Annotated in this window: 21 protein-coding genes; 9 read left to right on the top strand and 12 right to left on the bottom strand. The window is 68.9% G+C overall.

Features of this window, described 5'->3' with window-relative positions; genetic code table 11:
* The first annotated feature begins 148 nt into the window (after positions 1–148).
* The 4 genes from ACWGI2_RS25795 (at position 149) to ACWGI2_RS25780 (ending at position 4674) form a co-directional block, all read left to right on the top strand.
* Positions 149–1420: an aspartate kinase gene (locus tag ACWGI2_RS25795; RefSeq protein WP_249588720.1), complete on the top strand. Its 1272-nt coding sequence runs from the start codon at positions 149–151 to the stop codon at positions 1418–1420.
* Positions 1417–2481, top strand: a complete 1065-nt coding sequence (locus ACWGI2_RS25790) for an aspartate-semialdehyde dehydrogenase (RefSeq protein WP_453697885.1) — start codon at positions 1417–1419, stop codon at positions 2479–2481. The genes ACWGI2_RS25795 and ACWGI2_RS25790 overlap by 4 nt, the downstream gene beginning before the upstream one ends.
* 373 nt (positions 2482–2854) lie before the next feature.
* Positions 2855–3514: a SigE family RNA polymerase sigma factor gene (locus tag ACWGI2_RS25785; RefSeq protein ID WP_453396966.1), complete on the top strand. Its 660-nt coding sequence runs from the start codon at positions 2855–2857 to the stop codon at positions 3512–3514.
* The gene (locus tag ACWGI2_RS25780; protein WP_453697884.1) at positions 3511–4674 is read left to right on the top strand and encodes a hypothetical protein; all 1164 of its coding nucleotides are present in this window, start codon (positions 3511–3513) and stop codon (positions 4672–4674) included. Before ACWGI2_RS25785 ends, ACWGI2_RS25780 begins: the two co-directional genes overlap by 4 nt.
* A gap of 108 nt (positions 4675–4782) precedes the next feature.
* On the opposite strand, the gene ACWGI2_RS25775 is transcribed toward ACWGI2_RS25780, so the two are convergent.
* Positions 4783–5562, bottom strand: a complete 780-nt coding sequence (locus tag ACWGI2_RS25775; protein WP_453697883.1) for an SURF1 family protein — start codon at positions 5560–5562, stop codon at positions 4783–4785.
* Between the two features lie 139 nt (positions 5563–5701).
* The gene (locus ACWGI2_RS25770) at positions 5702–7525 is read right to left on the bottom strand and encodes a prolyl oligopeptidase family serine peptidase (RefSeq protein ID WP_453396969.1); all 1824 of its coding nucleotides are present in this window, start codon (positions 7523–7525) and stop codon (positions 5702–5704) included.
* A gap of 72 nt (positions 7526–7597) precedes the next feature.
* Between ACWGI2_RS25770 and ACWGI2_RS25765 the strand changes: the two genes are divergently transcribed.
* Complete coding sequence (locus tag ACWGI2_RS25765) at positions 7598–8443, top strand: class I SAM-dependent methyltransferase (protein WP_453697882.1); 846 nt, start codon at positions 7598–7600, stop codon at positions 8441–8443.
* A gap of 34 nt (positions 8444–8477) precedes the next feature.
* Here ACWGI2_RS25765 and ACWGI2_RS25760 read toward each other — a convergent pair whose 3' ends face one another.
* From ACWGI2_RS25760 to ACWGI2_RS25740, 5 genes are all read right to left on the bottom strand, one after another.
* Positions 8478–9071, bottom strand: a complete 594-nt coding sequence (locus ACWGI2_RS25760; protein ID WP_453396971.1) for a GNAT family N-acetyltransferase — start codon at positions 9069–9071, stop codon at positions 8478–8480.
* 102 nt (positions 9072–9173) lie between these two features.
* A complete protein-coding gene (locus ACWGI2_RS25755; RefSeq protein ID WP_453697881.1) occupies positions 9174–10142 on the bottom strand; it encodes an alpha/beta fold hydrolase in 969 nt (322 codons plus the stop codon).
* Entirely contained in the window at positions 10139–10822 is a 684-nt protein-coding gene (locus tag ACWGI2_RS25750) for a TetR/AcrR family transcriptional regulator (protein WP_453697879.1), read from the bottom strand. The genes ACWGI2_RS25755 and ACWGI2_RS25750 overlap by 4 nt, the downstream gene beginning before the upstream one ends.
* A gap of 121 nt (positions 10823–10943) precedes the next feature.
* Entirely contained in the window at positions 10944–11519 is a 576-nt protein-coding gene (locus ACWGI2_RS25745) for a hypothetical protein (protein ID WP_453697878.1), read from the bottom strand.
* 101 nt (positions 11520–11620) lie between these two features.
* Complete coding sequence (locus ACWGI2_RS25740; RefSeq protein WP_453697877.1) at positions 11621–12070, bottom strand: DoxX family membrane protein; 450 nt, start codon at positions 12068–12070, stop codon at positions 11621–11623.
* Positions 12071–12222: 152 nt separating this feature from the next.
* Here ACWGI2_RS25740 and ACWGI2_RS25735 point away from each other — a divergent pair, with 152 nt between their 5' ends.
* The gene (locus ACWGI2_RS25735; RefSeq protein ID WP_453396976.1) at positions 12223–13476 is read left to right on the top strand and encodes an amidohydrolase family protein; all 1254 of its coding nucleotides are present in this window, start codon (positions 12223–12225) and stop codon (positions 13474–13476) included.
* Positions 13477–13582: 106 nt separating this feature from the next.
* Here the strand turns inward: ACWGI2_RS25735 and ACWGI2_RS25730 are convergent, their stop codons facing one another.
* The 4 genes from ACWGI2_RS25730 to ACWGI2_RS25715 all read right to left on the bottom strand — a co-directional run bounded on the left by ACWGI2_RS25730 (position 13583) and on the right by ACWGI2_RS25715 (position 21284).
* Positions 13583–14515 carry an FkbM family methyltransferase gene (locus ACWGI2_RS25730; protein ID WP_453697876.1) on the bottom strand — a complete coding sequence of 311 codons (933 nt, stop codon included), beginning with the start codon at positions 14513–14515 and terminating at the stop codon, positions 13583–13585.
* Between the two features lie 606 nt (positions 14516–15121).
* Complete coding sequence (locus ACWGI2_RS25725; RefSeq protein WP_453697874.1) at positions 15122–15904, bottom strand: glycosyltransferase family 2 protein; 783 nt, start codon at positions 15902–15904, stop codon at positions 15122–15124.
* Positions 15905–15907: 3 nt separating this feature from the next.
* Entirely contained in the window at positions 15908–16696 is a 789-nt protein-coding gene (locus tag ACWGI2_RS25720) for a GntR family transcriptional regulator (protein ID WP_453697872.1), read from the bottom strand.
* A gap of 511 nt (positions 16697–17207) precedes the next feature.
* Positions 17208–21284 (bottom strand): nSTAND1 domain-containing NTPase, encoded by a 4077-nt coding sequence (locus tag ACWGI2_RS25715; protein WP_453697871.1) that lies wholly within the window; start codon positions 21282–21284, stop codon positions 17208–17210.
* 504 nt (positions 21285–21788) lie between these two features.
* Here ACWGI2_RS25715 and ACWGI2_RS25710 point away from each other — a divergent pair.
* Together ACWGI2_RS25710 and ACWGI2_RS25705 are read left to right on the top strand one after the other, a co-directional pair.
* The gene (locus tag ACWGI2_RS25710; protein WP_453697870.1) at positions 21789–22985 is read left to right on the top strand and encodes a serine hydrolase domain-containing protein; all 1197 of its coding nucleotides are present in this window, start codon (positions 21789–21791) and stop codon (positions 22983–22985) included.
* 311 nt (positions 22986–23296) lie between these two features.
* Positions 23297–23875, top strand: coding sequence for a hypothetical protein (locus tag ACWGI2_RS25705; RefSeq protein ID WP_453697869.1), 579 nt, complete (start codon positions 23297–23299; stop codon positions 23873–23875).
* Positions 23876–24804: 929 nt separating this feature from the next.
* Here the strand turns inward: ACWGI2_RS25705 and ACWGI2_RS25700 are convergent.
* Positions 24805–25560 carry a GntR family transcriptional regulator gene (locus ACWGI2_RS25700; RefSeq protein ID WP_453697867.1) on the bottom strand — a complete coding sequence of 252 codons (756 nt, stop codon included), beginning with the start codon at positions 25558–25560 and terminating at the stop codon, positions 24805–24807.
* 76 nt (positions 25561–25636) lie between these two features.
* Between ACWGI2_RS25700 and ACWGI2_RS25695 the strand changes: the two genes are divergently transcribed.
* Positions 25637–25915 (top strand): hypothetical protein, encoded by a 279-nt coding sequence (locus tag ACWGI2_RS25695; RefSeq protein ID WP_453698297.1) that lies wholly within the window; start codon positions 25637–25639, stop codon positions 25913–25915.
* Positions 25916–26010: the final 95 nt, after the last annotated feature.

Genomic DNA, 26010 nt, shown 5'->3' with positions numbered 1-26010 from the left:
CCCGAGGAGCGGGAGCGTATGCCGGCGGATGATCACGTAGTGGGCGGGACATCTCACCATGTGATATTTGCGCGGCGAATTTCGGCCGCTCGTTAGACTGAGCCGACCGCAGCAGTGCGGTAAGAGACGGACTGAGCGAGGAGCGCACGTGAGCCTTGTCGTGCAGAAGTACGGAGGCTCCTCCGTAGCCGATGCCGAGGGCATCAAGCGGGTCGCCAAGAGGATTGTCGACGCCAAGAAGAACGGCCATCAGGTCGTTGTCGTGGTGTCCGCCATGGGTGACACGACGGATGAGTTGATCGATCTTGCCGGGCAGGTATCCCCGATTCCTGCCGGGCGTGAATTCGACATGCTGCTGACCGCCGGGGAGCGGATCTCCATGGCCCTGCTGGCCATGGCGATCAAAAACCTGGGTCACGCGGCCCAGTCGTTCACGGGCAGCCAGGCCGGTGTCATCACCGACTCCGTCCACAACAAAGCGCGGATCATCGATGTCACGCCGGGCCGCATCCGGGCCTCGATCGACGAGGGCAACATCGCCATCGTCGCCGGGTTCCAGGGAGTCAGCCAGGAGGGCAAGAACATCACCACGCTCGGTCGTGGTGGGTCCGACACGACCGCTGTCGCCCTCGCGGCCGCGCTCGACGCCGAGGTCTGCGAGATCTACACGGATGTCGACGGTGTCTTCACCGCCGACCCGCGTGTGGTGAAGAAGGCCCAGAAGATCGACTGGATCTCGTTCGAGGACATGCTGGAGCTCGCGAGCTCCGGGTCCAAGGTGCTGCTCCACCGGTGTGTGGAGTACGCCCGTCGTTACAACATCCCGATCCACGTCAGGTCGTCCTTCAGTGGACTTCAGGGCACGTGGGTCAGCAACGAACCGCAAGGGGACCGCAAGGTGGAGCAGGCCATCATCTCCGGTGTCGCGCACGACACCTCGGAGGCCAAGATCACGGTCGTCGGCGTGCCGGACAAGCCCGGCGAGGCCGCCTCGATCTTCCGTGCCATCGCGGACTCCGGCGTCAACATCGACATGATCGTCCAGAACGTCTCGGCCGCTTCGACCGGACTGACGGACATCTCGTTCACGCTGCCCAAGGCCGAGGGCCGCAAGGCGATCGACGCGCTGGAGAAGACGCGCTCGGCGATCGGCTTCGACTCCCTTCGCTACGACGACCAGATCGCCAAGATCTCGCTGGTCGGCGCGGGTATGAAGACGAACCCCGGCGTCACCGCCGCCTTCTTCGAGGCGCTCAGCGACGCGGGCGTGAACATCGAGCTCATCTCGACCTCCGAGATCCGCATCTCGGTCGTGACGCGCGCCGATGACGCGAACGAGTCCGTGCGCGCCGTGCACACCGCCTTCGGCCTCGACTCCGACACGGACGAGGCCGTGGTCTATGGAGGCACCGGGCGATGACCGGAAAGCCGACGCTCGCGGTCGTCGGAGCGACCGGGGCCGTCGGCGCGGTCATGCTCCAGATCCTGTCGCAGCACGCCGACATCTGGGGCGAGATCCGACTCGTGGCCTCACCGCGCTCGGCCGGCAGGAAGCTGGCCGTGCGCGGTGAGGAGGTCGAGGTCGTCGCGCTGAGCGAGGACGCCTTCGACGGCGTCGACGTGGCGATGTTCGACGTCCCCGACGAGGTCAGCGCGCAGTGGGCGCCCATCGCCGCGTCCAAGGGCGTCGTGGTGGTCGACAACTCCGCCGCTTTCCGGATGGACCCGGACGTGCCGCTGGTCGTCCCCGAGGTCAATCCGCACGCCGCGCGCGTACGCCCGCGCGGCATCGTCGCCAACCCCAACTGCACGACGCTGTCGATGATCGTGGCCGTCGGCGCGCTGCATGCCGAGTTCGGTCTGCGCGAGCTGATCGTCTCCTCGTACCAGGCGGTGAGCGGGGCCGGGCGGGACGGCGTCGACACGTTGCGGCGCCAGATGTCGCTGGTGGCCGGCTCGGAGCTGGGCACGAGCCCCGGTGACGTACGACGTGCTGTCGGTGACGACACCGGGCCCTTCCCGGAGCCCGTGGCGCTGAACGTGGTGCCGTGGGCCGGGACGCTGCGGGACGACGGCTGGTCGTCCGAGGAGATGAAGGTGCGGGACGAGTCCCGCAAGATCCTCGGCCTGCCCGATCTGAAGGTCGCGGCGACCTGCGTACGCGTGCCGGTGGTGACCACGCACTCGCTGACCGTGCACGCGCGCTTCGAGGACGAGGTCACGGTGGACCGCGCGCGCGAGATCCTGGCCACGGCTCCGGGCGTCGTGCTGTTCGACAACCCGGCCGCGGGCGAGTTCCCGACCCCCGCCGACGTGGTGGGGACCGATCCCACGTGGGTGGGCCGGGTGCGGCGCGCGCTCGACGATCCGACGGCCCTCGAACTCTTCGTGTGCGGGGACAACCTGCGCAAGGGGGCCGCGCTGAACACGGCGCAGATCGCGGAGCTGGTGGCGGGCGAGTTCACCGGGCGTCAGCAGTAGGTACAAAAAGGCGCAGAAAGGTGCGGGCCGGCGGGCAGAACAAGCCCCGATTGCTCCCCGGAGCGGAAGCCTTTGCGGGATCTGTGTAAATTCTGTGTCCAACTTGGTGGCCAGGATCGCTTGATCTGGACCATTGCCGCGTTCGAAGATTCGCAATATTCGTCCCCGTCCACTGCAACCGGCAGCAGGGCGGGGCGCGTCTTTGCGATCGCCCTCCCGGGGGCGTGACCTGAGCGCTGCAAAATTTGGGCATAGGGGAAGAGCTGGTACGCATGGGGGCAATTGATGCATCGTCACCGACGGCGACGATGTCTGCCGCAAACGCGCCGCGTGATGCGTACAACCCTCCAGGGGGTAAGCGTGTCCAACAGGCGTGGCAGAGGTACTCGATTTCACAGCGGTTCAGGCGAGGGGCGCGGCCCTGCGTCCACCTCGCCGTCCCCGTGCGCCCGCCGGCATGCCGGTGATCGCCCCCATGCCCACCACGAGATCGGCCCGCATCCCGACGCAGCGCGAGGGCGCTGAAGAGGCGATGAGCGCTGGCACCACAGTCGACCACCTGACCGAGACCTACCGCGCCCACTACAGGTCGCTCCTCGGCCTCGCGGCGCTGCTTCTCGATGACACGGCCTCCTGCGAGGACGTCGTGCAGGAGGCGTTCATCCGGGTGCACTCGGCACGCAAACGCGTGCGGGACCCGGAGAAGACGCTCGCCTATCTGCGGCAGACCGTCGTGAACCTCTCGCGGTCCGCGCTGCGGCGCCGGATCCTCGGTCTGAAGCTGCTCTCGAAGCCGATGCCGGACATGGCGAGCGCCGAGGAGGGTGCGTACGACCTCCTTGAGCGGGACGAGCTGATCAAGGCGATGCGCGGCCTCCAGCGCCGTCAGCGCGAGGTCCTGGTCCTGCGGTATTTCGCGGACATGACCGAGTCGCAGGTCGCCGAGACCCTGGGCATATCGCTCGGGTCGGTGAAGGCGTACGGCTCGCGCGGGATCGCGGCTCTGCGGGTCGCCATGGAGGCACCGGCATGAGCAAGCAGGAGTACGGGCGCGAGCATGACGAGAGCGCCGAGTTTGAGCAGCATGCTGGGGACGGAACTGTGAAACACGGCCAGGGTGACGAGCCCGCCGCGGCTGAGCGTGACGAGCCCACCGCGGCTGAGCGCGAGGGCGGCGAGGCTCCGGATTCCGTCTTCGGCGGTGAGGACGGCTCCGACGAGCTGGCGCTGCGCAGGATGATGCGTTCGGCGGTCCAGGAGATCGAGCCGGGAGACCGCGCCCTGGAACGTCTGCGGTACGCGGTGCCTGCGCGCCGTCAGCGCAAGCGTCAGGCCGTGGTCGGCATGGCGGCCGCCGCGCTCTTCATCGGCACCGCCATCCCCGCTCTCGTGCATGTCACGAACTCCGGCGGCGGCTCGGACGACCGCCCGTCGATAGCGGGCAACAGCGAGCAGACGCAGGGCGGTTCGAGTCAGGGCGGCAAGGGTCCTGACGGCGGGGAGAAGGGCAAGGGCAGCGACTCCGGCCCCTCCAAGTCCAAGGACAAGAAAGGCAAGAAGGACAAGAAGGACGGCAAGGGGAAGGGTGAGGCCAGCGGCGGCGCGACCGGTGGTCCCGACCCGTCGGGTACGGAATCCGCCGGCTCGCCCGCCTGCGCGGTGGACCAGCTCGGCAACGCCAGCGGTAGCGCGGGCGCACCGGAGGCCGACGGCAAGGTGTACGGCAGCTTCCGCATCGCCAACGTCTCCGGCAGCAGCTGCACGGTCAGCGCCCCGGGCAGCGTGAGCACGGCGACGACGGGAGCGGCCGATCCCGCGAAGATCGTCGTCACCGACCACGTGGCGGGCGACGCGGCGACGGGCCTCCCGGACCCGGCCCAGGCGCTCAGCTCGCTGGTCCTCCAGCCGGGAGCGGCGTACGAGGTGAAGTTCGCCTGGGTGCCTTCGGAGGCGTGTCCCACGGACAGCGGTGAGCCTTCGCCCGACCCGACCCCCACGGAGGACGGCGGCAGCGCGGACGGCGGCACGTCGGGTGGTGTGGAGCCCCAGATGACGCGCGAGGACGGCGGTGTACTGGACGGCGGCGTGACGGTGTCCCTGACGGCCGCCGAGGGTTCGCCCGCGGCAGGCGCGACGATCACCAACGCGTGCGCGGGGACGGTTTACCGCACGGGGATGTTGTCGGCTTCGTAGGCGGCGCGGTTGACCTACAGGACGGGCTGGACTGGCTGGACGGGCTGGACGATTCCAGCCCGTCCGTCGTTTGAGGACATCGCGTGCGGGGGCTCGGGGAGCCCAGGGCTATCCCTCGGGCAAGAGCCCCAGCTCGGCGTCCCGCGCGAACTCCCGCTCCCGCCGGAACAGCCGGAACCACATGAAGACGACGAACCCGGCGAAGACGAACCACTCCCCGGTGTAGCCGAGGTTCTGGAAGGCCTTGAGGTCGAGCCCGGAGTTGGCGGGCTCGGACGCCGGAACCGCCTTCATCCCGGAGTCGCCCTTCTCCAGGGTGACCCAGGCGTCGTACACATCGCCCTGGATCACGTTCACCAGCGAGGCCGCGCTGATGGCGCCCAGCTGCCCGTCCGGCAGCCCTCCGGCCGCGCTCACCCCGTTCGAACCAGGGCTCTCGGAGGCCTGGAGCGCGCCCGTGACGGTGACCTCACCGGAGGGTGCCGCGGGGGCCTTCGCCGCATTCGCGTTCCCGGGGAGCCAGCCGCGGACGACCGGCAGGTCCTTGCCGCTTTCGGTGCGCAGCAGCGTGAGGACGTAGTAACCCGACTTGTCGTCCAACTCCCGGTCCGGCACCAGCAGTTGCTTGCCGTACTGCCCGGTGGCCGACACCCGTTCCCCGGACGTCTCCTTGTCCACGGGGAGCAGCGAGTCCAGCGGCCGGGGCTTCTCCTCCGAGCGGGTCGGCGACGCCTGCCGGTCCGCCTGCTCCTGTGCGGCGTCATGCGCCTCGACGCGGTCCTCGAACCGCCCCAGCTGCCATGACCCCATGAAGACGCAGAAGGGGATGGCCAGCAGTACGAAGACGTTGATCCCCCACCAGCGGGGCGTCAGCAGGAACCGGTACACACCCCCACGGTACGGGGGCGGCCGTGGGAGACGGGCCGCGGGGTTGGCGAAGCCTACCGGCCCCGCGACCACCGCCCCCGCAGCCGTCACCCCGCAGCCGTCACCCCGCAGCCATCGCCCCGCAGCCGTCGCCCTGCGGCTAGCGGAGGTGGCGCTCGGCGAAGTCCAGTTCCAACCGCACCTGCTTGATCCGCTCGTCCACGACGAGCGAGCCGTGCCCCGCGTCGTACCGGTACACCTCGTGCACCGCGTCCCGCGCCTTGAGCCGGTCCACGTAGTTCTCGACCTGGCGGATCGGGCAGCGCGGGTCGTTCACGCCCGCGGAGATGTAGACCGGGGCCTTCACCGCGTCCACGTACGTGAGCGGGGACGAGGCCTTGAAGCGCTCCGGGACCTCCTCGGGCGTGCCGCCGAGGAGCGTGCGGTCCATGGCCTTCAGGGCCTCCATCTCGTCGTGGTACGCCGTCACGTAGTCCGCGACCGGGACCGCGGCGAGGCCCACCGCCCAGGAATCGGGCTGCATGCCGACGCCGAGGAGCGTGAGATACCCACCCCAGGAGCCGCCGGCCAGGACGATGCGGTCCGGGTCCGCGAGGCCCGACGTCACGGCCCACTCCCGCACCGCCGCGATGTCCTCCAGCTCGATCAGACCGACCCGGTGCTTGAGGGCGTCCGTCCACTCACGGCCGTACCCGGTCGAGCCGCGGTAGTTGACGCGCACCACCGCGTACCCGTGGTCCACCCAGGCTGCCGGGCCCGCGGCGAACGCGTCGCTGTCGTGCCACGTCGGGCCGCCGTGGATCTCGAAGACCGTGGGCAGGGGGCCCGTCGCGTCGGCGGGCTTCTGTACGAGGGCGTGGACCCGGCCGCCGGGGCCCTCCACCCATACGTCCTCCACGGGCACGGAGGCCGGGGCCTTCATGCCGGGCGGGTCGAGGACGACGCCGCCCGTCGTCGAGCGCACCACCGGCGGCTCGGCGGCCGACGACCACAGGTACTCCACGCTGCCGTCAGGCCGCGCCGTCGCCCCCGACACGGACCCCCTGGGCGTCTCGACCTCGATCAGCTCACTGGAGGCGAACACGTACCGGAACAGCTCGCTGCGGGCCTCGAAGCTGTGCGCGATGAGCAGGGCGGAGCCGTCCGGATACCACTCGGCGCTCACGTCACCCGGCAGGTCGAGCGCCAGGTCCGTCTCCTCGCCCGACGCGACGTCCCACACCATCGGCTCCCAGCGGCCGCGCCGCTGATGCCCGACGAGCAGCCGCGTGTCCCCGTCGACCGGCGCGAAGCCGAGGACCTCAAGGCCCAGCTCGACCGTGCCGCCCTTGGTGTCGTCGAGCTCGGCGACCGTGGAGCCGTCCGGCCTGAGCACCCGGAGGGTGGAGTGCATCGCGTCGCCGTGCTCCGTGTGCTCGACGGCGATCAGCGAGCCGTCGTGGGAGAGGTCGCCGACGCCCGCGGACTCGCGGTGGCGGTAGATCTCGACGGGGTCCGCGCCCGGAGCACGTACGACATGGATCGTCGAGCCCTCCTCGTCCGTCGAGCGGCCGATGACGGACATCCGCCCGTCCCGCGCGAGGGCGAGGCCCGCGGGATACGACGCGGCGAGGCCCGCCACCGCGGGCTCGTCGGCGGCGCCGCCCGCGAAGGGCTGGCGCATCCACACGCCGAACTCGTCGCCGTCCGTGTCGTCGAACCACCAGATCCACTCGCCGTCCGGCGAGACCAGGCCGTCCGTCGTGCCGTTCGGCCGGTCCGTCACCTGGCGCTGCTCGCCGGTCGCGCGGTCCCATGCGTACAGCTCGTACGTCCCCGTCGCGTTCGACACGAACAAGGCACGGTCGGGGGCGTCCTCCGCCCAGTCGGGCAGGGACACCCGCGGCGCCCGGAACCGCTTCTCCCAGTCGGCCATCTCCGCATCCGGCGTATTCACTGCTGCACCCGCACCCAAGTCGCTCATGGACCCCATAGTGCACGCACACGCCGACAATCCGCTGGCGAGGGTCCCCAGCCTGTGGATAACTTTCTGGGCATGTACTCACCGACCCCGTCCGACTGGCGCGAGGCCAACCGAAAACGCTGGGACGAGCGCGTCCCTCTCCACCTCGCCAGCGAGTATTACGACCTCGAAGCCTTCCGCTCGGGCAAGGACCCGCTGCGCGCCTTCGAGCTCGCCGAGGTCGGTGACGTCACCGGGCGCTCGCTGCTCCACCTCCAGTGCCACATCGGCCTGGACACCCTCTCCTGGGCCCGGCACGGCGCCTCACGCGTGGTCGGGCTCGACTTCTCCGAGCCCGCCGTGGACGCGGCCCGCGACCTCGCCGCCGAGCTCGGCCTCACCGCCGACCAGGCGTCCTTCGTCGCCGCCGACGTGTACGACGCGGCGACTGCGGTGCCCGACTCCTCGTACGACATCGTCTACACCGGGGTGGGCGCCCTGTGCTGGCTCCCCGACATCCAGCGGTGGGCCGAGACCGCGGCCGCGCTCGTCGCGCCCGGGGGCTTCCTCTACCTCTCGGAGTTCCATCCGCTCGCGGACATCCTGGACGACGCGACAGGCTCACGGATCGCGTACGACTACTTCGCCCGCGACGCCTGGATCGAGGAGACCCCCGGCGGTTACGCGGACATGACCACCCCCACGGTCCACAACCGCACCGTGGAGTGGCAGCACCCGGTGGGCGAGGTCGTGTCGGCCCTCGCGGCGGCGGGCCTGCGGATCGACTTCCTCCACGAGCACGACACCACGCTCTTCGAGCGCTTCGGCTCCCTCGAACTCCGCGACGGCGTCTACCAGTTCCCGGCGGACCGCCCTCGCATCCCCCTCATGTACTCGTTGAGGGCGAGCAGGGTGCGCCAGGCGAGCAAGGGGCGTTAGGCGAGCGAGGTGCGCTAGGCGGGCCAGGCGGTCCTCAAACTGCCGGCGGCCGCATCCACCCCTCCCACACCAGCCCGTCAGGCGTCCCCGCCTCGCTCTCTCCCCGGCGGGACGGTGCCCCCGATCCGGGGCCGGCCGAGTCGAACTCTCCGAGTTTCGTCCAGCCCCACGACCGCAGGACCTCGCGCCCCAGGTCGTCGTCCCGTTTGATGACCGCGACGACCAGGTCCGTGGCGTGCCGCATGAGCAGCAGCGTGCGCAGGCGGTCCGAGACGCCCTGGCGCCGGTAGGCGGGCACCACCATCAGCTCGGTCAGGACGAAGACCCGGCCCGAGGCCGTGCGTTCCTCCACATCCGGGGGCAGGACACCGCGGAACCCCTCCCACCAGTCGCCGGTTCGCGGCGCGCGGTAGCCGTAGAGACAGCCGACCAGGCCCCCGGCGTCGGCGACGACCATGTCGAAGTCGGGCCGCTGCACGGTGCTCTCGAAAAGGCGCAGGAACCCCTGACGGTCCCGGTACTCGGCTCCGGCCTCTCCTTCGTAGGCCGCGACATAGACGTCGGCGATCGCTTCCCGCTGCTGCTCCGCCTGCCACCGGGTCAGCCGCCGCAAGAACACCTCTGCCATTCGTTCCTCCGCCCGCCCCCGTCGAGGGAACCCCTCGACACCCCTCGACACCCCTGGACTCCGCATGGTGACACCACGGAACGGAGAGCGGAACGGGGCGTGTCATGGCCGCTTGAAGTCACCCGGCCGGGGTGCGGCCGGTGGCCCGGCCCCATGCTCACTGGATCCCGTCCGGATCCCGTCCAGGAAGGGGGCGACCGCGTCCATGAAGTGCTCGTTCCGATCGCCGACCACCATGTGCCCGGCGTCGGCCACATCGACGCGCCGCGCGTGGGGGACCCGCTCACAGAACTGCTCGGCGATGTCTTCGCGCACCACGTCGCTCATGCCGCCCCGGACGAGCAGGATCGGCACCTCGGTCGCGCATGCGGCGTCGAGGAGGCGCTCCGCCATGCCGGGCGGGTCCATCCGGCCCTCGAAGCTGTCCAGGATGCGGGGGTCCCAGTGCCAGACCCAGCGATCGCCGTGACGGCGCAGGTTGTGCCGTATCCCAGCGGGGGCGTACGGAGCGTCAAGAGCATCCGGAGTATCAGTTGCATCCGGAGCGTACGGACGTGGGCGATGCGGCAGATGAGCGGAGACCGCCGCGGCCGCTTCCCCGGGGCTGGCGAACCCGTCCGGGCGGCGGCGCATGAACTCGACGATCCGGCGGAACCCGCGGGGATCGGGCCGGTGGGCGATGTCGACGAGCACCAGAGCGCGAATGGCCGCCCGGGGCGCCTCGCCGGCGGCGAGCAGCGAACTCAGGCCTCCGAGCGAGGCACCGACGAGCACCGGCCGGTCGCCGAGTTCGGCAACGAGCGCGCGGACGTCCTGGGCGAACAGGCCGAGGTCGTAGTCACCGTCGGCCGACCATTGGCTGGCCCCGTGCCCCCGCAGGTCCGGGGCGATGACCCGCCACCCCAGCGCGGCGAGCCGGGGGCCGGTCCGGGCCCAGGCGTGACGCGTCTGGCCGCCTCCGTGCAGCAGGACAAGAGGCGGCGGGGACGCCTCGCCCCACACATCGGCCGCGAGCAGGGTTCCGTCGCCGCCCACGAAGCTTCGGGTCTGCGGCAGCGCACCGGCGGTCATACCGAGTCCCCGGGTGCTGTGTTCAGCCGTACCGCATCCCTGGATACGGCATCCCCGCGTACCGGACCTCCGCGTCGCAGCGGCGCCAGCAGTTGGTCGCGGTGGGGGTCCGTGGCCGCCGCGGCGAGCGCGACGTCGAGTGCGAACAGGGCACGTGCGAGGAACCGGTCGTCGTCGATCAGGGCGGCGACCCACTGATGCAGCGCGCCCAGGCACGAGGCGCCGACAACGGCGGCCAGCGCGTCGGTGTCGATGTCGGCGCGCAGGAGGCCTCGGGCCCGCGCGTCCGCCATCGCCTGACGGAGCTGGGTGAGCGGGCTGCGGTCGAACACGAGGCCGCTCTCCGCCCACTCCCGCACCATGCGGCGGGACACCACCGGGTCGCCCACGAACAGCTGGACGGTCGCCTCGACGACCTCGCGCGGACCACCGGCGTCCGGCGTCGCCAGGCGGTGCTCGAGGTCGTCCATGAACCCGGTGGCCAGCGCCTCCCAGATCTTGTCGCGCGGTCCGATGAGGTTGTAGACGGTGGCCGGGGCGACCGCCGCCCGCTCGGCGATCCGCTCGGTACTGATCACCGATTCCGGCTCGTCGCGCAGGAGTTCACGCGTCGCCGCGAGGATCCGCAGCCGCCGCTCAGCCTTGTTCCGCGCACGCAGTCCACCTTGGTCCGTCTGCATCAGCGCACCTCGCCTTCCCTAAAACTTAGAGAGCTCTCTAAATTTAGGGGCGCGCCTGAACATGGGCAAGCACGGAGGTCAGAGGTGGTCGGAGGCGGTCAGAGGTGGGGTCAGAGGGGCGTCAGAGGTGGAGCATCGACATGACCTCGGGGCTTCGTACACCCGTCGAGACGGCGGGGATGTCCGCGCCGGGACGGATCCAGCCGGCGCGCTCCGCTGCCGCGACGGCCAGCTTCTCGGCTTCGTCCGCTTGGGAGTTCAGCCCCTCGTCCGTGCCGAGACAGCTGGCCCCCGCCGCCGCGGATGCGGCCAGGGAGGCCTTGAGTGCGGCCCGGCACGCGGCGCGAGACGGTTCGGTGTCGCCGTCGACGAGCTGTCCCATCTGGGAGGCCTGCGCGGCCGAGGCAGCGGAGTTCCTGGCGCAGCGGGAGTCCGCGGCTGGATCAGGCGAGCTCTCGGCGAGCACGGCGAGCGCCTGCGCCGCCACGCGCGCGGCGTGAGCTGCCTTCCAGACGGCGTTCTCGTCAGTCGCGTTGCCGTCCGGCTGCTCTCCCGCGACGCGCTCGACGTAGTGGCTGATGGCTGCCGCGCGAGCTGCCGCGCTCTCAGCTCGCGCGGCGTGGCCTTGCCTGAGGACTGACGCCTCAGGCCCGTGCGTCTCCCGCATCTCCCGCATTTCCCGGTCGCGTTCGCTCATCGGCCTCTCCTCATCTGCCAGAACGACGGTGCGCGCCGTGCTCATGCCGGGGCAGAGTGGCATGCCGCGGCGCAACAGGCCAGGCAAGCGCGACAGGCTTCCTACTGGAAGAGCCCCAACGCATCGTCCAGCGACCAGACTTGCCAGCCCATGGCGAAGAGAACGACGAGGGAGATGAGCGCCATCATCAGGTTCTGACCTTGTTCGGCCCAGTCATGGATCATCAACACGAAATAGATCAGGTTGAGTACGAGCCCTCCGATCAGCGCGATCGGTGTGAGCAAGCCGAAGATGAGGCCGAGGCCGAGCGCCAGCTCCGCGTAGGCGACGATGTACGCCATCAGCTGCGGCCGGGGCCGCACGGTCAGGTCGAAGCCGGACCGGACGAACGGCCAGCGGTGTTTCTCGGCGATGCCCACCGCCCAGCCGATGCCCCCTCCGGTGAACCAGGTCTTCTTGTCCTTGTGGCGCCAGCTCTCCAGCCACCAAAGGCCGAGTCCGATCCGGAGCACGGCGATCCACTCGGCTCCGCTGAGCCACATCGTCTGCATCGAGCACCCTCCCTCAATCCCTCAACCTGACCTGACGGTTCGTCAGTTCAGCGGATCCCGCCCGATCGCGCAAGGGGTCGAGTTTCAAGCGGGCTGTTGCCGTCGTCGATGCGAGCCCATAACCTCAATCTGATGGACCGTCAGATGCGTGTATGGGAAACCGGCAGGTAGTAGGGGGCACAGCAGTGGACAGCAACGAGGTCGGGGCCAAGGAGCTCCCCCGCGTCATCAGCGTGGATGACCACGTCATCGAACCCGCGCACCTCTTCGAGAAGTGGCTCCCGAGCAAGTACCGCGACCGGGGCCCGAAGCCCTTCACCGCAGGTATCGGCGAGCTCGCGTACATCGGCGGCAAGTACAAGTTCACGACCGACCCGGAAGGGCAGATCACCGACTGGTGGGAGTACGAGGGGGAGATCTTCCCGTACAAGCGCATCATCGCCGCCGTCGGCTTCTCGCGGGACGAGATGACGCTCGACGGCATCACGCGCGAGCAGATGCGCCGCGGCTGCTGGGACCCGAAGGCCCGCGTCGAGGACATGGAGATGAACCATGTCGAGGCCTCCCTCTGCTTCCCGACGTTCCCGCGCTTCTGTGGGCAGACGTTCTCCGAGGCCAAGGACAAGGAGGTCGGGCTCGCCTGCGTCCGGGCGTACAACGACTGGATGGTGGAGGAGTGGTGCGGGGACAGTCGCGGCAGACTGATCCCGCTGTGCCTCATCCCGCTGTGGGACGTCGACCTGGCCGTCGCCGAGATCAAGCGCAATGCCGCCCGCGGCGTGCGCGCCGTGACCTTCAGCGAGATCCCCACGTACCTCGGGCTGCCGTCGATCCACTCCGGCTACTGGGACCCGTTCTTCGCGGCGTGCGAGGAGACCGGCACGGTGGTGAACATGCACATCGGTTCGTCGTCACAGATGCCGGCGGCGTCGCCCGACGCGCCGCCGGCCGTTCAGGCCTCCTTGAGCTTCAACAACGCGATGGCATCGATGATGGACTTCCTCTTCTCCGGGGTCCTTGTGAAGTTCCCGCGCCTCAAACTCGCGTACAGCGAAGGCCAGATGGGGTGGATTCCGTACGCCCTGGAGCGCGCCGACGACGTCTGGGAGGAGCACCGGGCCTGGGGCGGCGTCAAGGACCTGATCCCGGAGCCTCCGTCGACGTACTACTACCGGCAGATCTTCTGCTGCTTCTTCCGGGACAAGCACGGTGTCGCCTCCATCGAGACCGTGGGCGTCGACAACGCCACCTTCGAAACCGACTATCCGCACGTCGACTCGACATGGCCGCACACGAAGCAGGTGGCCGAGGACCATGTCGGTCATCTCCCTGAGGAGGTGGCGTACAAGCTGCTGCGAGGGAATGCGATTCGCATGCTGGATCTCCCGTTTGACGGGAACCGGTAGGTCGCCGGCGGGTGGTCGGCGCCGCCCGCCACCGCCCGGCGGGCCGGACGGAAAGCGCCGACATCACCGCGGGGCTCTATCCGCAGGGGCCTACCCCCCAGGGCCCTTACCGCAACGTCTCGGCGTCCACCCGCGAGAAGACCAGCTCGCTCTCGCCGACGATGGGGCCGCGCCACCGCACCGGCGGCTCCGGCCGACGCAGCGCGCGGGGGTAGTTCTCGGGCCTGTAGTCGGTGGGGAGCCGGTAGGTGTGGAAGCCGTGCTGAGCCATGGTCGACATCAACTCATCGATGGAATCCCCGAGTTGGGTCATGCGGTCCGGGGTGACCTCCACGGCGATCTCCACGTCCGGGCGAAGCTCTGCCAGCGTGGGAGCCAGCCCTCTGATGACGCCGCCCTCGGCACCCTCTACGTCGATCTTGATCACGCGGGCCCTGGTGAGTTCGTCCGCGTCCAGGATCTCGGACAGGGGCCGGGCCTCCATGTCGAAGCTCGACTCGGCCGGACCGTCGTACGGGACTATCGAGTTGGCGCCCATGTTGTTCGAGCTGGCGAGCACGAAGGTCAGCGTCTTGTGGCTGTCGGAGACGGCCGCGTTGACGGCGCGGACGTTGTCGCAGCCGTTGAGACTGATGTGCTGGAGCACGCGGTTGTGGAATGCGGGAGACGCCTCGATGGCCACCACCCGCCCCGTGCTGCCGACCAGGCGGGAGCCCAGGATCGCGAAATAGCCGATGTTCGCGCCCACGTCGACGAACGTGTCTCCGGTGCTCAGGCGGCTCTGCAGCCACCGTGTCATGTGCGGCTCCCACACGCCGTAGAGGCTGATGAACCGCTGGATGAGATCGCGGGAGTCACAGGCGAAGCACGCGTCGAACCGCGCCTCGACCACGCGCTGACGCGGGTGGTCGCGCAGGTACGGGTTGAGATACCGGGCGGCGAGCGGGCCCTTGAGCAGCGAGCCGGGTGCGTTGCGGACATAGCCGCGGCCGAGGGTGGCCAGAAGCTCCGACGTACGGCGGAGGGAAGCGGGAGGCATAGCCGCGACCGTACGAGCCCGCCGACGCCCACGGCAAGATCCCTCAGCCGAGCTGGTCAGCTGCTGGTCAGCCGTGCCGTTCAGCCGCGGTCGGCCGACCCGGTCAGCCGGGCCAGTCAGCGGCCGGTGAGCCGGGCCGGTCAGCGGGCTGGTCAGCCGCCGTGAGCCGATCCGGTCAGCCGCCGATTAGCCGGGCCAGTCAGTGGCCGGTCAGCGGGTTGGTCAGCCGCCGGTGAGTCGTCGGTCAGCCGGGCTGGTCAGTTGCCGGGGAGCCGGGCCGGTCAGCCGACCCGCTCAGCCGACCCGCTCAGCCGCCGGTAGGCCGGGCCAGCCAGCCGCCGGTCAGCGAGCTGGTCAGCCGCCGGTCAGCCGGGCCAGCCAGCCGCCTGTGAGCCGACCCGGTCAGCCGCCGGTCAGCCGAGCCGGTCAGTGGCCGGTGAGCCGAGCCAGTCACCCCCCGGTCAGCCGACCCACTCAGCCGCCGGCCAGCGACCCGGTCAGCCACAGGCCAGCGACCCGGTCAGCCCCCAGTCAGCCGACCTCCTCACCCCCGGTCAGCCGCCCCCCCCTCACCCCCCAGTCAGCCACCCCCGTCACCCGGCACAATCAGCCACCCCCCTCACTCGCGACGCCCCCCAACCCGCCGTAACACCACCCCAAGCGGCCCAACGCCCGCGCCCTGGCCTCCACAACGGCCATGCGCGCATCCCGCTCCGCCGTGTCGACGTGTGCCGCCTGGCCGGTCGCCTGGCCTTCCCACTTGCGGTAGAGCAGGCCGACCTCCGACGAGAACCAGCCGCGAGAGGTCGAGTTCAGGGCGAGCAGGAGGCCCGTGTCCTCGGAAGCGGGCAGAGCCATCCAACCGCCAAGGGCCACGAGCAGATCGCGGCGGACGAAGAGCGTGGCCGGGTGGACCTGTGCCCGGTAGTCGTGAGACGCCCAGTAGTTGAGCACTTCCTGACGCTCGATCGGCCCGTGCTCGGGGTCGCCGGGGAAACCGGCCGTAGATCCGTCGGGGAGAAGATCGAGCGCGCGTGACGTCGCCCAAGCAAGGGTCCGATCCGCTTCGAGGGCCGCGAGATCGCGGGCCAGCGCGCCCGGGGCAAGCTGGTCGTCGGCGTCGAGGACCTTGACGTACTCGCCGTCCGCGTGCGCCAAGGCGATGGTTCGAGCGACCCCTGGGCCTCCCGGGCGTCCCTGCCTGAACGTGATCCGGTCGTCGTCGGGTACGTACGGCGCGACCCGGTCTGTCGTCCCGTCCTCCTGGATCAGCCAGTGCCACTCCCAGCCGACGGGCAACTCCTGCTCGCGGATGGACTTGTACGCGTCGGCCAGGAAGGGCGCCGACGGTGCATGGACGGCCGTGACGATGACGATGCGCCTGCTCACGGCTCACCACCTTTCCAAGTGGGTCGTGAAGAGCATTTCTGTGCGGTCGCCGGGCAGCGTGTTGTCCGACATCTCGACGATGCGGTCGTCCGTGTCGTGCGAGGTCTTGCGAACGACGAGAACCGCGCTGCCGGGCGGCAGGCCCAGCTCCTCCGCCTCTTCCACCGTCGGGGGCCGGGCCGTCACGCGTTCTTCGATGCGGTCGATCTCGATGCCCACCGTGAGCAGCTGGTTCCATGTCGCCCCCGGCCAAGGCTCCTTCGTCTCGTCCAGGAGGTCGGGGTTTCCCTTGACGAGATCGCGGACCAGATACGACGTGACGAGGCTGAAGGGGTTTCGTTCGGCGCTGTACCGCGTCCGGTAGGTCCGCTCGACGAGCGCCGTTCCTTCGTCGACGCCCAGAGCCGACGCGATCTCCTGGGGCGCTTCGATCTCGCGGTACGCGGCGTGAAAGACGAGGTCGTCGACCCCGAGCCCCGTGTCGTGCTCCGTCGCGCCTGTCGCCAGACGCTGCTGCTCGGGTGCGCGAGCCCGGTCCTTCTCCCACTGATGCCGGGTGTTGGAGCGCCGCACCAGCAGGCGTGGACGGCGGACGAAGGTGCCGCGGCCGTGCTGCTTCTCGATCAGACCTTCTGCCTGGAGCACGCGCAGGGCCTGCTGGACGGTCGGCCCGCTGCGGCCGGTGCTCCTGATGAGCTCCGCCTCGGACGGCAGTCGGTCACCGGGCCCGAGACGACCTGAGCGAATCTGTGCGCGCAGCTCGTCCGCGATCTCCTCGTAGGCCTTGGCCATCCGTGCTCACCGCCCTGTCGATCAACGCCACTCACCCTACGACTCCTCAAGAGGTGTTGACGAAGTGTCCAATGCCGAAATTCGATGCAGTTTCAGGCCATCATTGCCATCATTCAAAGGCCCGCTAAGGCCCACTGTCACGAAGCATGGCCCAACCACCCAGTTGGTACGGAGATAGTCGGCCGGCCGCGTCTCAATTTGCACTGTCCGGCCCGCCGTGCCGAAAAGCATCGCGAACTGGATGCCTTGCAGGCGCCTTGCAGATGATGTGCTCACGGAGGTCGCCGGAGGGTGAGATCACGGCGTCGTCGAAGGGTGAGATCACGAAAAACGCCCGACCGCTGGCGACGGGGGATGCACCAGCGGTCGGGCTGTGGCCAACCGTAACAAGGCTTCTCGCGTAAGGGGAGTCAACTACTCAGTCGAAATGTCGAGTTGTGACCGGGATCACGTAGCGTCATCCGTAGGGCAGGGCTGTTGAACCAGGCCGTTGAACCGGGCTGTTGAACCGTTACTCGTCACAGGGCGGCTCGTACGAGAGGCGGGGCAGATACTCCTGCCATCTTTCCTGCGTAAGAACGCCCCGAGTGGCCGAGCAGATCCGCTGAATCGCCGCGTCGGTGTCCAAGTTCCAAAGCCGGACCGTATCGGTACCGCTTGAGACTCCGAGCATCTCGCCCTGAGGGCTGAACGACAAGAAGCTGCCCGTCTTGGCGTTGGGGCTCATGGATTGACCGATGGGGGAGGCGTCGGAGGGGTGGGCGACGTCCCAGAGGCGGACCGTGTTGTCATTGCCGCCGCTCGCCAGCGTGCGGCCGTCCGCGCTGAACGTCAGTGACACCACCGCGTCGGTGTGGCCCGTGAGGGAGGGGCCCACTCGGGCCGCCTTGAAGGGGTCGGCGATGTTCCAGAGCCGGACCGTGCCGTCGTCGCTGCCGCTGGCCAGCGTGCGGCCGTCCGGGCTGTAGGCGAGTTCGTTGATGGGGCCGAGGTGCCCCTTGAGGGGCTTGCCGATTCGGGTGGCGTTGCGCGGGTCGGACACGTTCCAGAGCCGGATGGTGCCGTCCGCGCTCCCACTGGCGAGAGTTCGGCCGTCCTTGCTGAGGACGAGGGAATTGACGTAGCCCTCATGGCCCGTGAGCGGTTCGCCGAGCCGGCGGAGGCGGGACGGGTCACTGACGTCCCACAGCTGGATGGTGCGGTCGGTGTCGGCGGTCGCCAGTGTGCGCCCGTCCGGGCTGAAGGCCAGCGCGGCCGCAAAGCGTGTCTTCAGGGCGACGGAGGGCCCGTAGGGGACCGGGTGAGCGGGGTCGGCGACGTTCCACAGCTGCACCGCGCGGCTTCCCGTAAGGAGCGCGAGCGTCTTGCCGTCGGGCGAGAACACCGGTGAACGCACGTCCCCTTCAGAGGGTTTGAAGGGTTCGCCCAGTGCCACGGGCCGACTGGGACGCTCCACGTTCCACAGCCGGACCCGCTCGTCGCGCGCGGCCGTGGCGAGCACCTTCCCATCAGGGCGGAACGCTCCGGTCCTGCCGACCATGTCCGACGTCGGTATCGACCACAGGCGGACTTTGTTGTCGCCGCTGCCCGTGGCGAGAGTCCGCCCGTCCGGGCTGAAACCGAGGGCGTACATCTCCCCGCTGCTGCCCGCGAGGGGTTCGCCGACCTGCGACGGATGCGCCGGATCACGGACGTTCCACAGGCTCGCCGTGCTGTCCGCGCTGGCGGCCGCGAGCATGGTTCCCGCGGAGTTGAAGGCCACGGACCACACGGGGCCGGTGTGCCCGGTGAGCGGCGTGCCGAGCAACTTCGCACGGCGCGGGTCGGTCACCTTCCAGAGCCGGATCGCGTTGTCGCTGCTGCCGCTGGCGAGCGTGCGGCCATCGGGGCTGAAGGCCACGGAGTGCACCGTGCCCCCATGGCCGGTCAGCACCTTGTCGATCGGCTTCGGGCGCCGCGGATCGGCCGTGTTCCACAGTCTGATCGTGCCGTTGTCGCCACCGGCGGCCAGTGTTCGGCCGTCAGGGCCGAAGGCCACGGAGCGCACGGCGGCGGTGTGGCCGGTCAGCGCACCGAGTGCCTTCGCCCGGCTCGGGTCGCCCACGTTCCACAGCCGTACGGTGTGGTCGTCACTGGCAGAGGCCAGAGTGCGCCCATCCGGGCTGAAGGCGACCAGATAGATCGCGCCGTCATGGCCGGTCAGAGGCGAACCCAGCGGGCGAGGGCGGCCGGGGTCCCGAACGTCCCAGAGCCGGACCGTGCCGTCGTCCGCAGCGGTGGCGAGAGTGTCGCCGTCCGGGCTGAAGACCGCGCTGCTCACCCAACTCGTATGGCCCGTAAGGGGTTTGCCCAGGGGCTTGGCATGAGACGGGTCCGACACGTCCCACAGCCGTACGGTCCGGTCGTAGCTGGCAGTGGCCAGGATCCGCCCGTTCGGGCTGAACGAGGTGAGGTAGACGGCGCCCTTGTGGCCGAGGAGCGGTGTGGCAAGCGGCGCGTTCACGATCGAGAGCAGCCGGTTCTCCGTGCCTTCGTCGTCGGGCCGCAGATTGTGCGCGACCAGGTCGAGCTGAGCGGAGAGTGACGGATCGGTGTCCTGGACGCGATCGGCCTCGGCGACCACTTGCTCGAACACCGCGTCGTCACGCTGCTGCCACGCGACCACCGCCGCGACGACGGCCACCATCGCCAGAACGACCAGGGCGGCCACCGCACCACGAGTGATCAGAACCGTACGCTTACGGAGCCTGGCCGAAGCAGCCAGGAACTCCACCGCGCCTCTGGTCAGGAACGTGCCACCGGCGGTCTTCCTCCAGGCACGGGCCTGTTCGAGACGGGAACCCCGGTAGAGCAGTGACGTGTCGCGGCCGGAGTCCTCCCAGGTCCTGCCGTCCTCCTCAAGGCGTTGGCGCAGGAGGTTGTCGTTCTTGTCCTCGTCGATCCAGTCGCGCAGCCGGGGCCAGGCGTGGAGCAGCGCCTCATGCGTGATCTCCACGGTTTCCGAGTCGAGCGTCACCAACCGGGCGCGTACGAGCGCTTCGAGCGATTCCTCGGTCTTGCAGGGATCCGTCGACTCCTCGGCCAGTTGGCGCCGCGCCCCCCGCCTGCGCGTGGCCTGGGTGTCCTCGCCGAGCCTGACCAGCCTGAGGAGGAGCAGTCGCGCGGCAGTGCGGGCCGCCGGGTCGAGGCCGGACCAGGCACGCTCGGCGGTCGCCGCCACGGCTCCCTGGATTCCCCCCGCCGCGCGGTATCCGGCCAGCGTGAGCCGTCCCGTCTTCCGCCGCTGCCAGGTGGCGAGCAGGGCGTGGGACAGAAGCGGCAGCACTCCCGCGTCGTGCGCCCCGCGGGGCCCGTCCGTGCTCACCTCCCGGACGATCAGCTCCGCGAGCCCCGGTTCGAGTTCAAGCCCCACGGCCTTGGCCGGGCCGGTCACGGCCTCGCGCAACTCCGTGGTGGTCAGCGGCCCGAGGACCATGTGCCGGTGCTGCAGCGCGTCGGCCAGTTCGGGATATCTGAGGCAGTGCTCATAGAAGTCGGCGCGTACGCCTAGGACCACGAGCGCGGGGGCTTGTCCACCGGCGTCGCCGGGGGAGCACGCGGCCTGGAGGAGCTGGATGAAGGTGCGCTTGCCCGCCTCGCTGGACGAGAGGGTGAAGGTCTCCTCGAACTGGTCCACGATGACGACCGGGCGGGCGGCGGAGGGGGACTCGCGTCGCGCCCATGCCGCGAAGGACTCCCTCACGGCGTGGGTGAATTGCGGAGTACCAGGCGCTGCTGCGGCTGGTTCCTCGACGGCAGAGGCGGCCGGTTCCTCGGAGCCCTTGGCTTCCTCGGCGTCCTTGGCGTAGGACAGCGCCTGCGCGAGCTCAGGTATCTGCCGGGTCAGCTCAGCGAGAGGGTCGCTTCCCGGTACGAGCTGCAGCACCGGTCCCGCCTCGCTGTCCTCGTCGCTGAGCGCGCCGTTCTGGAGGGTGGGCACCAGGCCGGCGTTCAGCAGGGAGGACTTTCCCGCCCCCGAGGCGCCCACGAGCATGACGAGGCCGCCCGTCTTCTCCGCCGCGCGGAGCTGAGCGACGAGGGCGTCCGTGCTCCGCTCACGCCCGAAGAACCACCGGGCGTCCTGCTGCCGGTACGAAGCCAGCCCTCGGTAGGGGCACACACTGTGGACGCCGGTCGCGGCCTCGGCCTGGAGCCGTTCCTCATCTTCCGCGGACGCGGATGTGGATGCGGGGCCGGCGCGACCGCCGACGGGGTCGGCCACCGCGCGCTCCCACAGGAGCTGCCACTGGGTCATGTCGTACAGACCGGTGGACACCGGCGCGGGCCGCTCGCGCCGCGCTTCGGGTATCAGGACGTGCAGCACGGCCGCGAGGGCGGCGAACTGCGCGGGCACGTTCTTGGCCCGTCGCCAGTCGCTGATCCGCTGTGCGGACACCCGTACGATCCGCCCGCGCTCGTCGACCCGCTGATGCCGGACGACCGCCTCGGCCACGCGCTGGAGGGGAGGGTTGCCGGCTTCCTTGTACAGCAGCGCGAGACGCTCCGCGAAGGCTGTGCGTGCCCCTGAGTCGGAACTCAAGGCCTCCACCCCTTACTTCCGCCGCACTGGATATCCGGACCGGAAAACTCACCTTATACGGCTGACCTGCGGCTAAGGCGTCCGGATGATGGCGCAACCTCCTCGTTCGGGGCTGTAACTGGCAGGATCGCGAACCGGTAGCCGACCAACCGCGCAGCGTCAGGGCAGGTCACCAGCTCGGGGTGACTCGCAGAGGTGGATCGCGACGCCGCACGGCCTCGGCTGGTTTTCGCCGATCACCTCCGGACCGTTGTCACGCGGACTACGGATCCGTATTTCCTCGATCCGCGCCGATACGCCGACATGGCGCGGATCGATGCAGGCCGCGTCGTTCGGTACCGGTCCCCACAGGGGAGGGACCGGCACCGAATCGACGCGGTGCGGCGAGCAGTGGTGGGCGGTGGCGCCGAACGAGTGGACTTCTTGACACGGGGACGGGCGATCGGGCCTGGGTCGCGGGCTGACGTGGTGATGTTCGTATCGTCTGCCCCCGTCTGGAAGAGGCGCCCCCGAATGAGACGTTCCACCGCCCGCCGTACCCTCTGCGCAGCGCTGCTCGTCGCGTCCTTGTGGGCGCCGACGGCGGCTCACCCCGCCGTGGCCGATCAGCGGCCGGTCGCCGCGCACCCCGACAAGGGCGACTGCCCGAACAGCCTGGGACACAAGCTCACGTCCCGCCTCGACAAGACCATGAACGACGTCGGAAAGAAGGCGGGCATCCCCGGGGCCGTCGTCGGCCTGTGGATGCCGGGCAAGGGCTGCTACGTACGGTCCATGGGCGTCGCCGACACCAGGACCGGCAAGCCGATGGCGGCTGACTCCTTCGTCCGGATCGGCAGCGAGACCAAGACGTTCACCGTCACCGCGCTGCTCCAGCTCGTGGACGAAGGGCGCGTCAAGCTGGACGATCCGATCTCCACGTACGTCAAGGGCGTGCCGAAGGGCCACCGCATCACGCTGCGCCATCTCGCGGAGATGCGCAGCGGCCTGTTCCCCTACACCGAGGACCCCGGCTTCGTCCGCGACCTGCTGAGCGACCCGCAGCGCACCTTCACCCCGCGCCAGTCCCTCGCGTACGGCTTCAAGCACCGCAACACCTTCGCTCCGGGCAAGAAGTTCCAGTACTCCAACTCCAACCTCGTACTGCTGGGCATGGTGATCGAAAAGGTGAGCGGCCGCCCCCTCGCCGACGTCATCCACCACCGCGTGCTGCACCCGGCGCACCTGCACAACACGCTGTTCCCGAGGGGCAACGAGTTCCCCCACCCGCACCCGCGCGGCTACACGAACCAAACCCTGAGCGGCGAGGTCGCGGACGCCACGAACTGGAACCCCAGCTGGGCCTGGGCGGCCGGGGCGATGATCTCGAACCTGCAGGACCTGCGGCACTGGGCCAAGTCGGTCGCCACCGGACAACTGCTCACCCAGAAGACCCAAGAGCAACGCCTCAAGACGCTGCCCACCGGCTTCCCCGGCACCACCTACGGTCTAGGCATCCTCAAGACGAACGGCTGGATCGGCCACAACGGCTCCATCCCCGGCTACGAGACGGTGACGGTCTACCTCCCGTCACAGAAGGCCACCCTGGTCATCATGATGAACACCGACATCGAGAGCCAGGGCCAGGAACCATCCACCCTGCTCGCCCGCGCGATCACAGCGGTCGCCACCCCGAAGAACGTCTACGACGGCTCGGCCACAGCACCCTAGCCAGAAACGCAAAGCCAGAGGGCCGGCACTGAATCCAGTACCGGCCCTCTGACGTGCTGCTTAGCTGTCGGGGTGGCGGGATTTGAACCCACGACCTCTTCGTCCCGAAGCAACTTGGGTGGGCGGCTGTGCTTGGACTGGTGTGCCCGTCACCTGCGTTGATGGTCCGCTGGCGCCCACGGTTGTTCGCGGTTGTGCGTCGCCGTTGTCACTCAGTTAGACACTCACCTGATGTTGCCCGCCCTGGCTGCAGAGGGCACACATTGACCGATCGCCTGAAGTGATCTCGTCTGCGCTCTCATGATGATCCAGTGTCTGCTGAAACTGCGTTCACTGTGGCCAGTATTGCCTTTCAGACCCTCGGCCTGGGCGCTGCTGCTGACGGCTTCCGCCGAACCTTCAAGAGCTCTGCCGCGCCCGGTGAACGGTTCTTCAACCGGGTGCTGGCGACCGAAGCCGCGATGCTCAGCCGGTGGTGGACTGCGCTGGTTCGTGGAGTGCGCCGTCTGCTAAGGCGTCCTTCCCCTCCCGTGACGGGGACTCTCGGCACTGCCATGGAAGTCTCGGCCGCAATGAACGTACGCGGCCTCTTCCAGTACGGCCCACTGCCGGACGCGACACAAGATCCAGCAGCCTTCGCGACCGAGATCGAGCGCCGCCTGAACCAGGTCTACCGACTCGCTCAGGATGTTGAGCACAACCTCAAAGAGGAAGCGGACTCTCGCCGCGAGGCAGACCAACGAGTCGCTTCGGGTCTAGAGACCCGCATCTCATCCTTGGACGAAGAGGCCAAGCACGGCGACATCCGTGGCTTGCACGAGCAGGTGCTCGGTTGGTTCTTCGTCGCACTCGGTCTTGTCGCTCAGTCCTTGGCGGACCTGGTGCTCTGAGTAGATGTTCTTGTGCCGCCCGAAGTTTCGAGCGTAGGACGGGCGAACACTGTCGGCTCGCTACCTCCGGAGCCGTTGGAAGATTGCAGCCGTTCGGACGTGCGCTTGATCCGATTCGGGCTGTCTGCCATCTGAGCGAACGGCATCCATGGCGACCATGCGGAAGTTTCGTCGACACTGCTTGGCTGTGTCAGTGGCTCGACCCAGCTCCGCTGCATAGTCCCGCTGAAGAGGCTCCGAGCCTGCCTCAAGATCCATGATCCAGGTGAGCGAGATGTGCGTCGCATCTTCGATTGCGGCTGCTAGGTCTGCTGCAGTTAAGGCGACTTCTTCGGGGCCCTCAAGTAGGACTCGCTCGTAGGCAGTGCTGCTGGATGGCCCAAAACTGGCCCTAAGCCGCTCTTCGGCTGCTTCATGATGCGGCGGGCTTTGAGACAACGCATCGTGTACCCACCACAGTGCATCCAGCCTCGCCGTGGCCTCTGCTGCGTAACTGGCGTACGCCTGCCGTCGAGGCTCTCGCAACTGTGTTGCCAGTTCAGCACGTATCTGCCGCTCGGTCTGCTGTTGTTGAGCTGCTAGCTGAAGCAGCGTCTGGGTTCGTGAGAAGAACCCCGCGACCCCTGCTGCGAGGGCGGTGCCGCATGCGCCCACTGCTGCGCCAAGAACCGCTGCGAGACCTGCGTCCATAGGTACAGTCTGCGGTACCCGCGGCCTGGTGACCTTGAGTTTGACGATCGGTCAGTGAAGAGCAGCTCTTTCCCCACCAGTCTCACCAGCTCCCATCTTGTCCGCCGTCGACCCACACACCGTGGAGCTGGCGTGGCTCATGGCGTCCAGGTGGAGCGCACCACTGTACGAACGACCTGGACGGCATGGGGGCACACCTGCTCGGCTTTGCCTGGGGCGATGGTGGACGAAATGCTCTGCTAGCGGCTGATCGGAATCTCGTAGACGATTTCACAGAGAGCTGCGGGCACCACGATGTCCGCCGTCTCCACGGGCTGACTCTCGTTGCTGTAGTACGTACGGCGGATGTGAGTGACCAGCGCCGCTTTCTGGATGCCCAGGAGTGACGCCTCTTCGGCGGTCGCTTGCCGCGGCTCCGGTTGCTCCACTGCGTGGCTGACGGTGATGCCGATCGCGGCCATGCGGTTCACGACTCCCGCCCCAGCATGTGGGCCTCCCTCGGGGAGGACGACGAGAGTGCCGCCAGTGAGTTCGTACGGCTCCCAACTCGTCGACAGCTGCACCGGCTTGCCGTCGGCGAAGAACTCGTAGGCAGTACGGATGCACAGCTCACCCTCGGCAATCCCGAGACGCGTGGCGACCTCGGCCGGCGCCGGAACTTTGGCATCGGTCCGACTCTCCCAGTCCCCTTGCTTGCCCACAGCCTTCATGTCTGCCCGGAACGGGGAGCTCTGAGGCTGCTCACGCGCCGCTGACCGGACGACCCGCACGCGCTGCCGGGGCTCGGCGACGTAGGTGCCAGAACCGGCGCGCCCCTCCAGTACTCCCTGGGAGATCAGCAGCTCCTGGGCCCGACGCACGACGTTCTCGCCCACGCCACACTCCTGGGCGATCTGGGCGCGGGAAGGGAGCCGGTCTCCGGGCGTCCACTCGCGCTCCGCGACCCGCCGCCGCAGTTCGTCGGCGATGCGGAGATAAGGCGGCTGCTCAGGCATATGGAAAATCTAGTCCACTAGCTCTAATCTAGTTAACTAGCATAACTCAAAGTGATCGCCGATGACGGAGGCTGCTGTGCCTGCTTCAGAAGTGAGCGCGGAGGCCATCGCGGCTCGGTTATCGGCCCTCGGGCTCACCACGCGCATGGAGGAGCACAACCGAGACACGTCGATCGAAGCGGAGGTGCCGGAATCGCTCTCCACCGAGTCATGGCGGGAGGCCCTGGAAGTGGTGGCGGAGGCCGACCGATTCGGGCTTCTCGCCACCAGCTTGAACGACCGCACTCTCTGGGCGGTCGTACGCAAGACGGTCCCGACGACGGGCGATGTCGGCGGACCAGGCCATCAGCGATAGGAGCTGAGCAGAGTGTTCATCGGCATCGAACGTGCCCTCTTACTTGTCTGTGAGGAGCGTGTACGGCAGCACCCGACTGCCGTACCTCGCCCCTG

It is taken from the genome of Streptomyces sp. NPDC054866 (assembly GCF_053610745.1).
The sequence above is the reverse complement of the archived record's forward strand: the minus strand, read 5'-3'. Positions and strand labels throughout refer to the sequence as shown.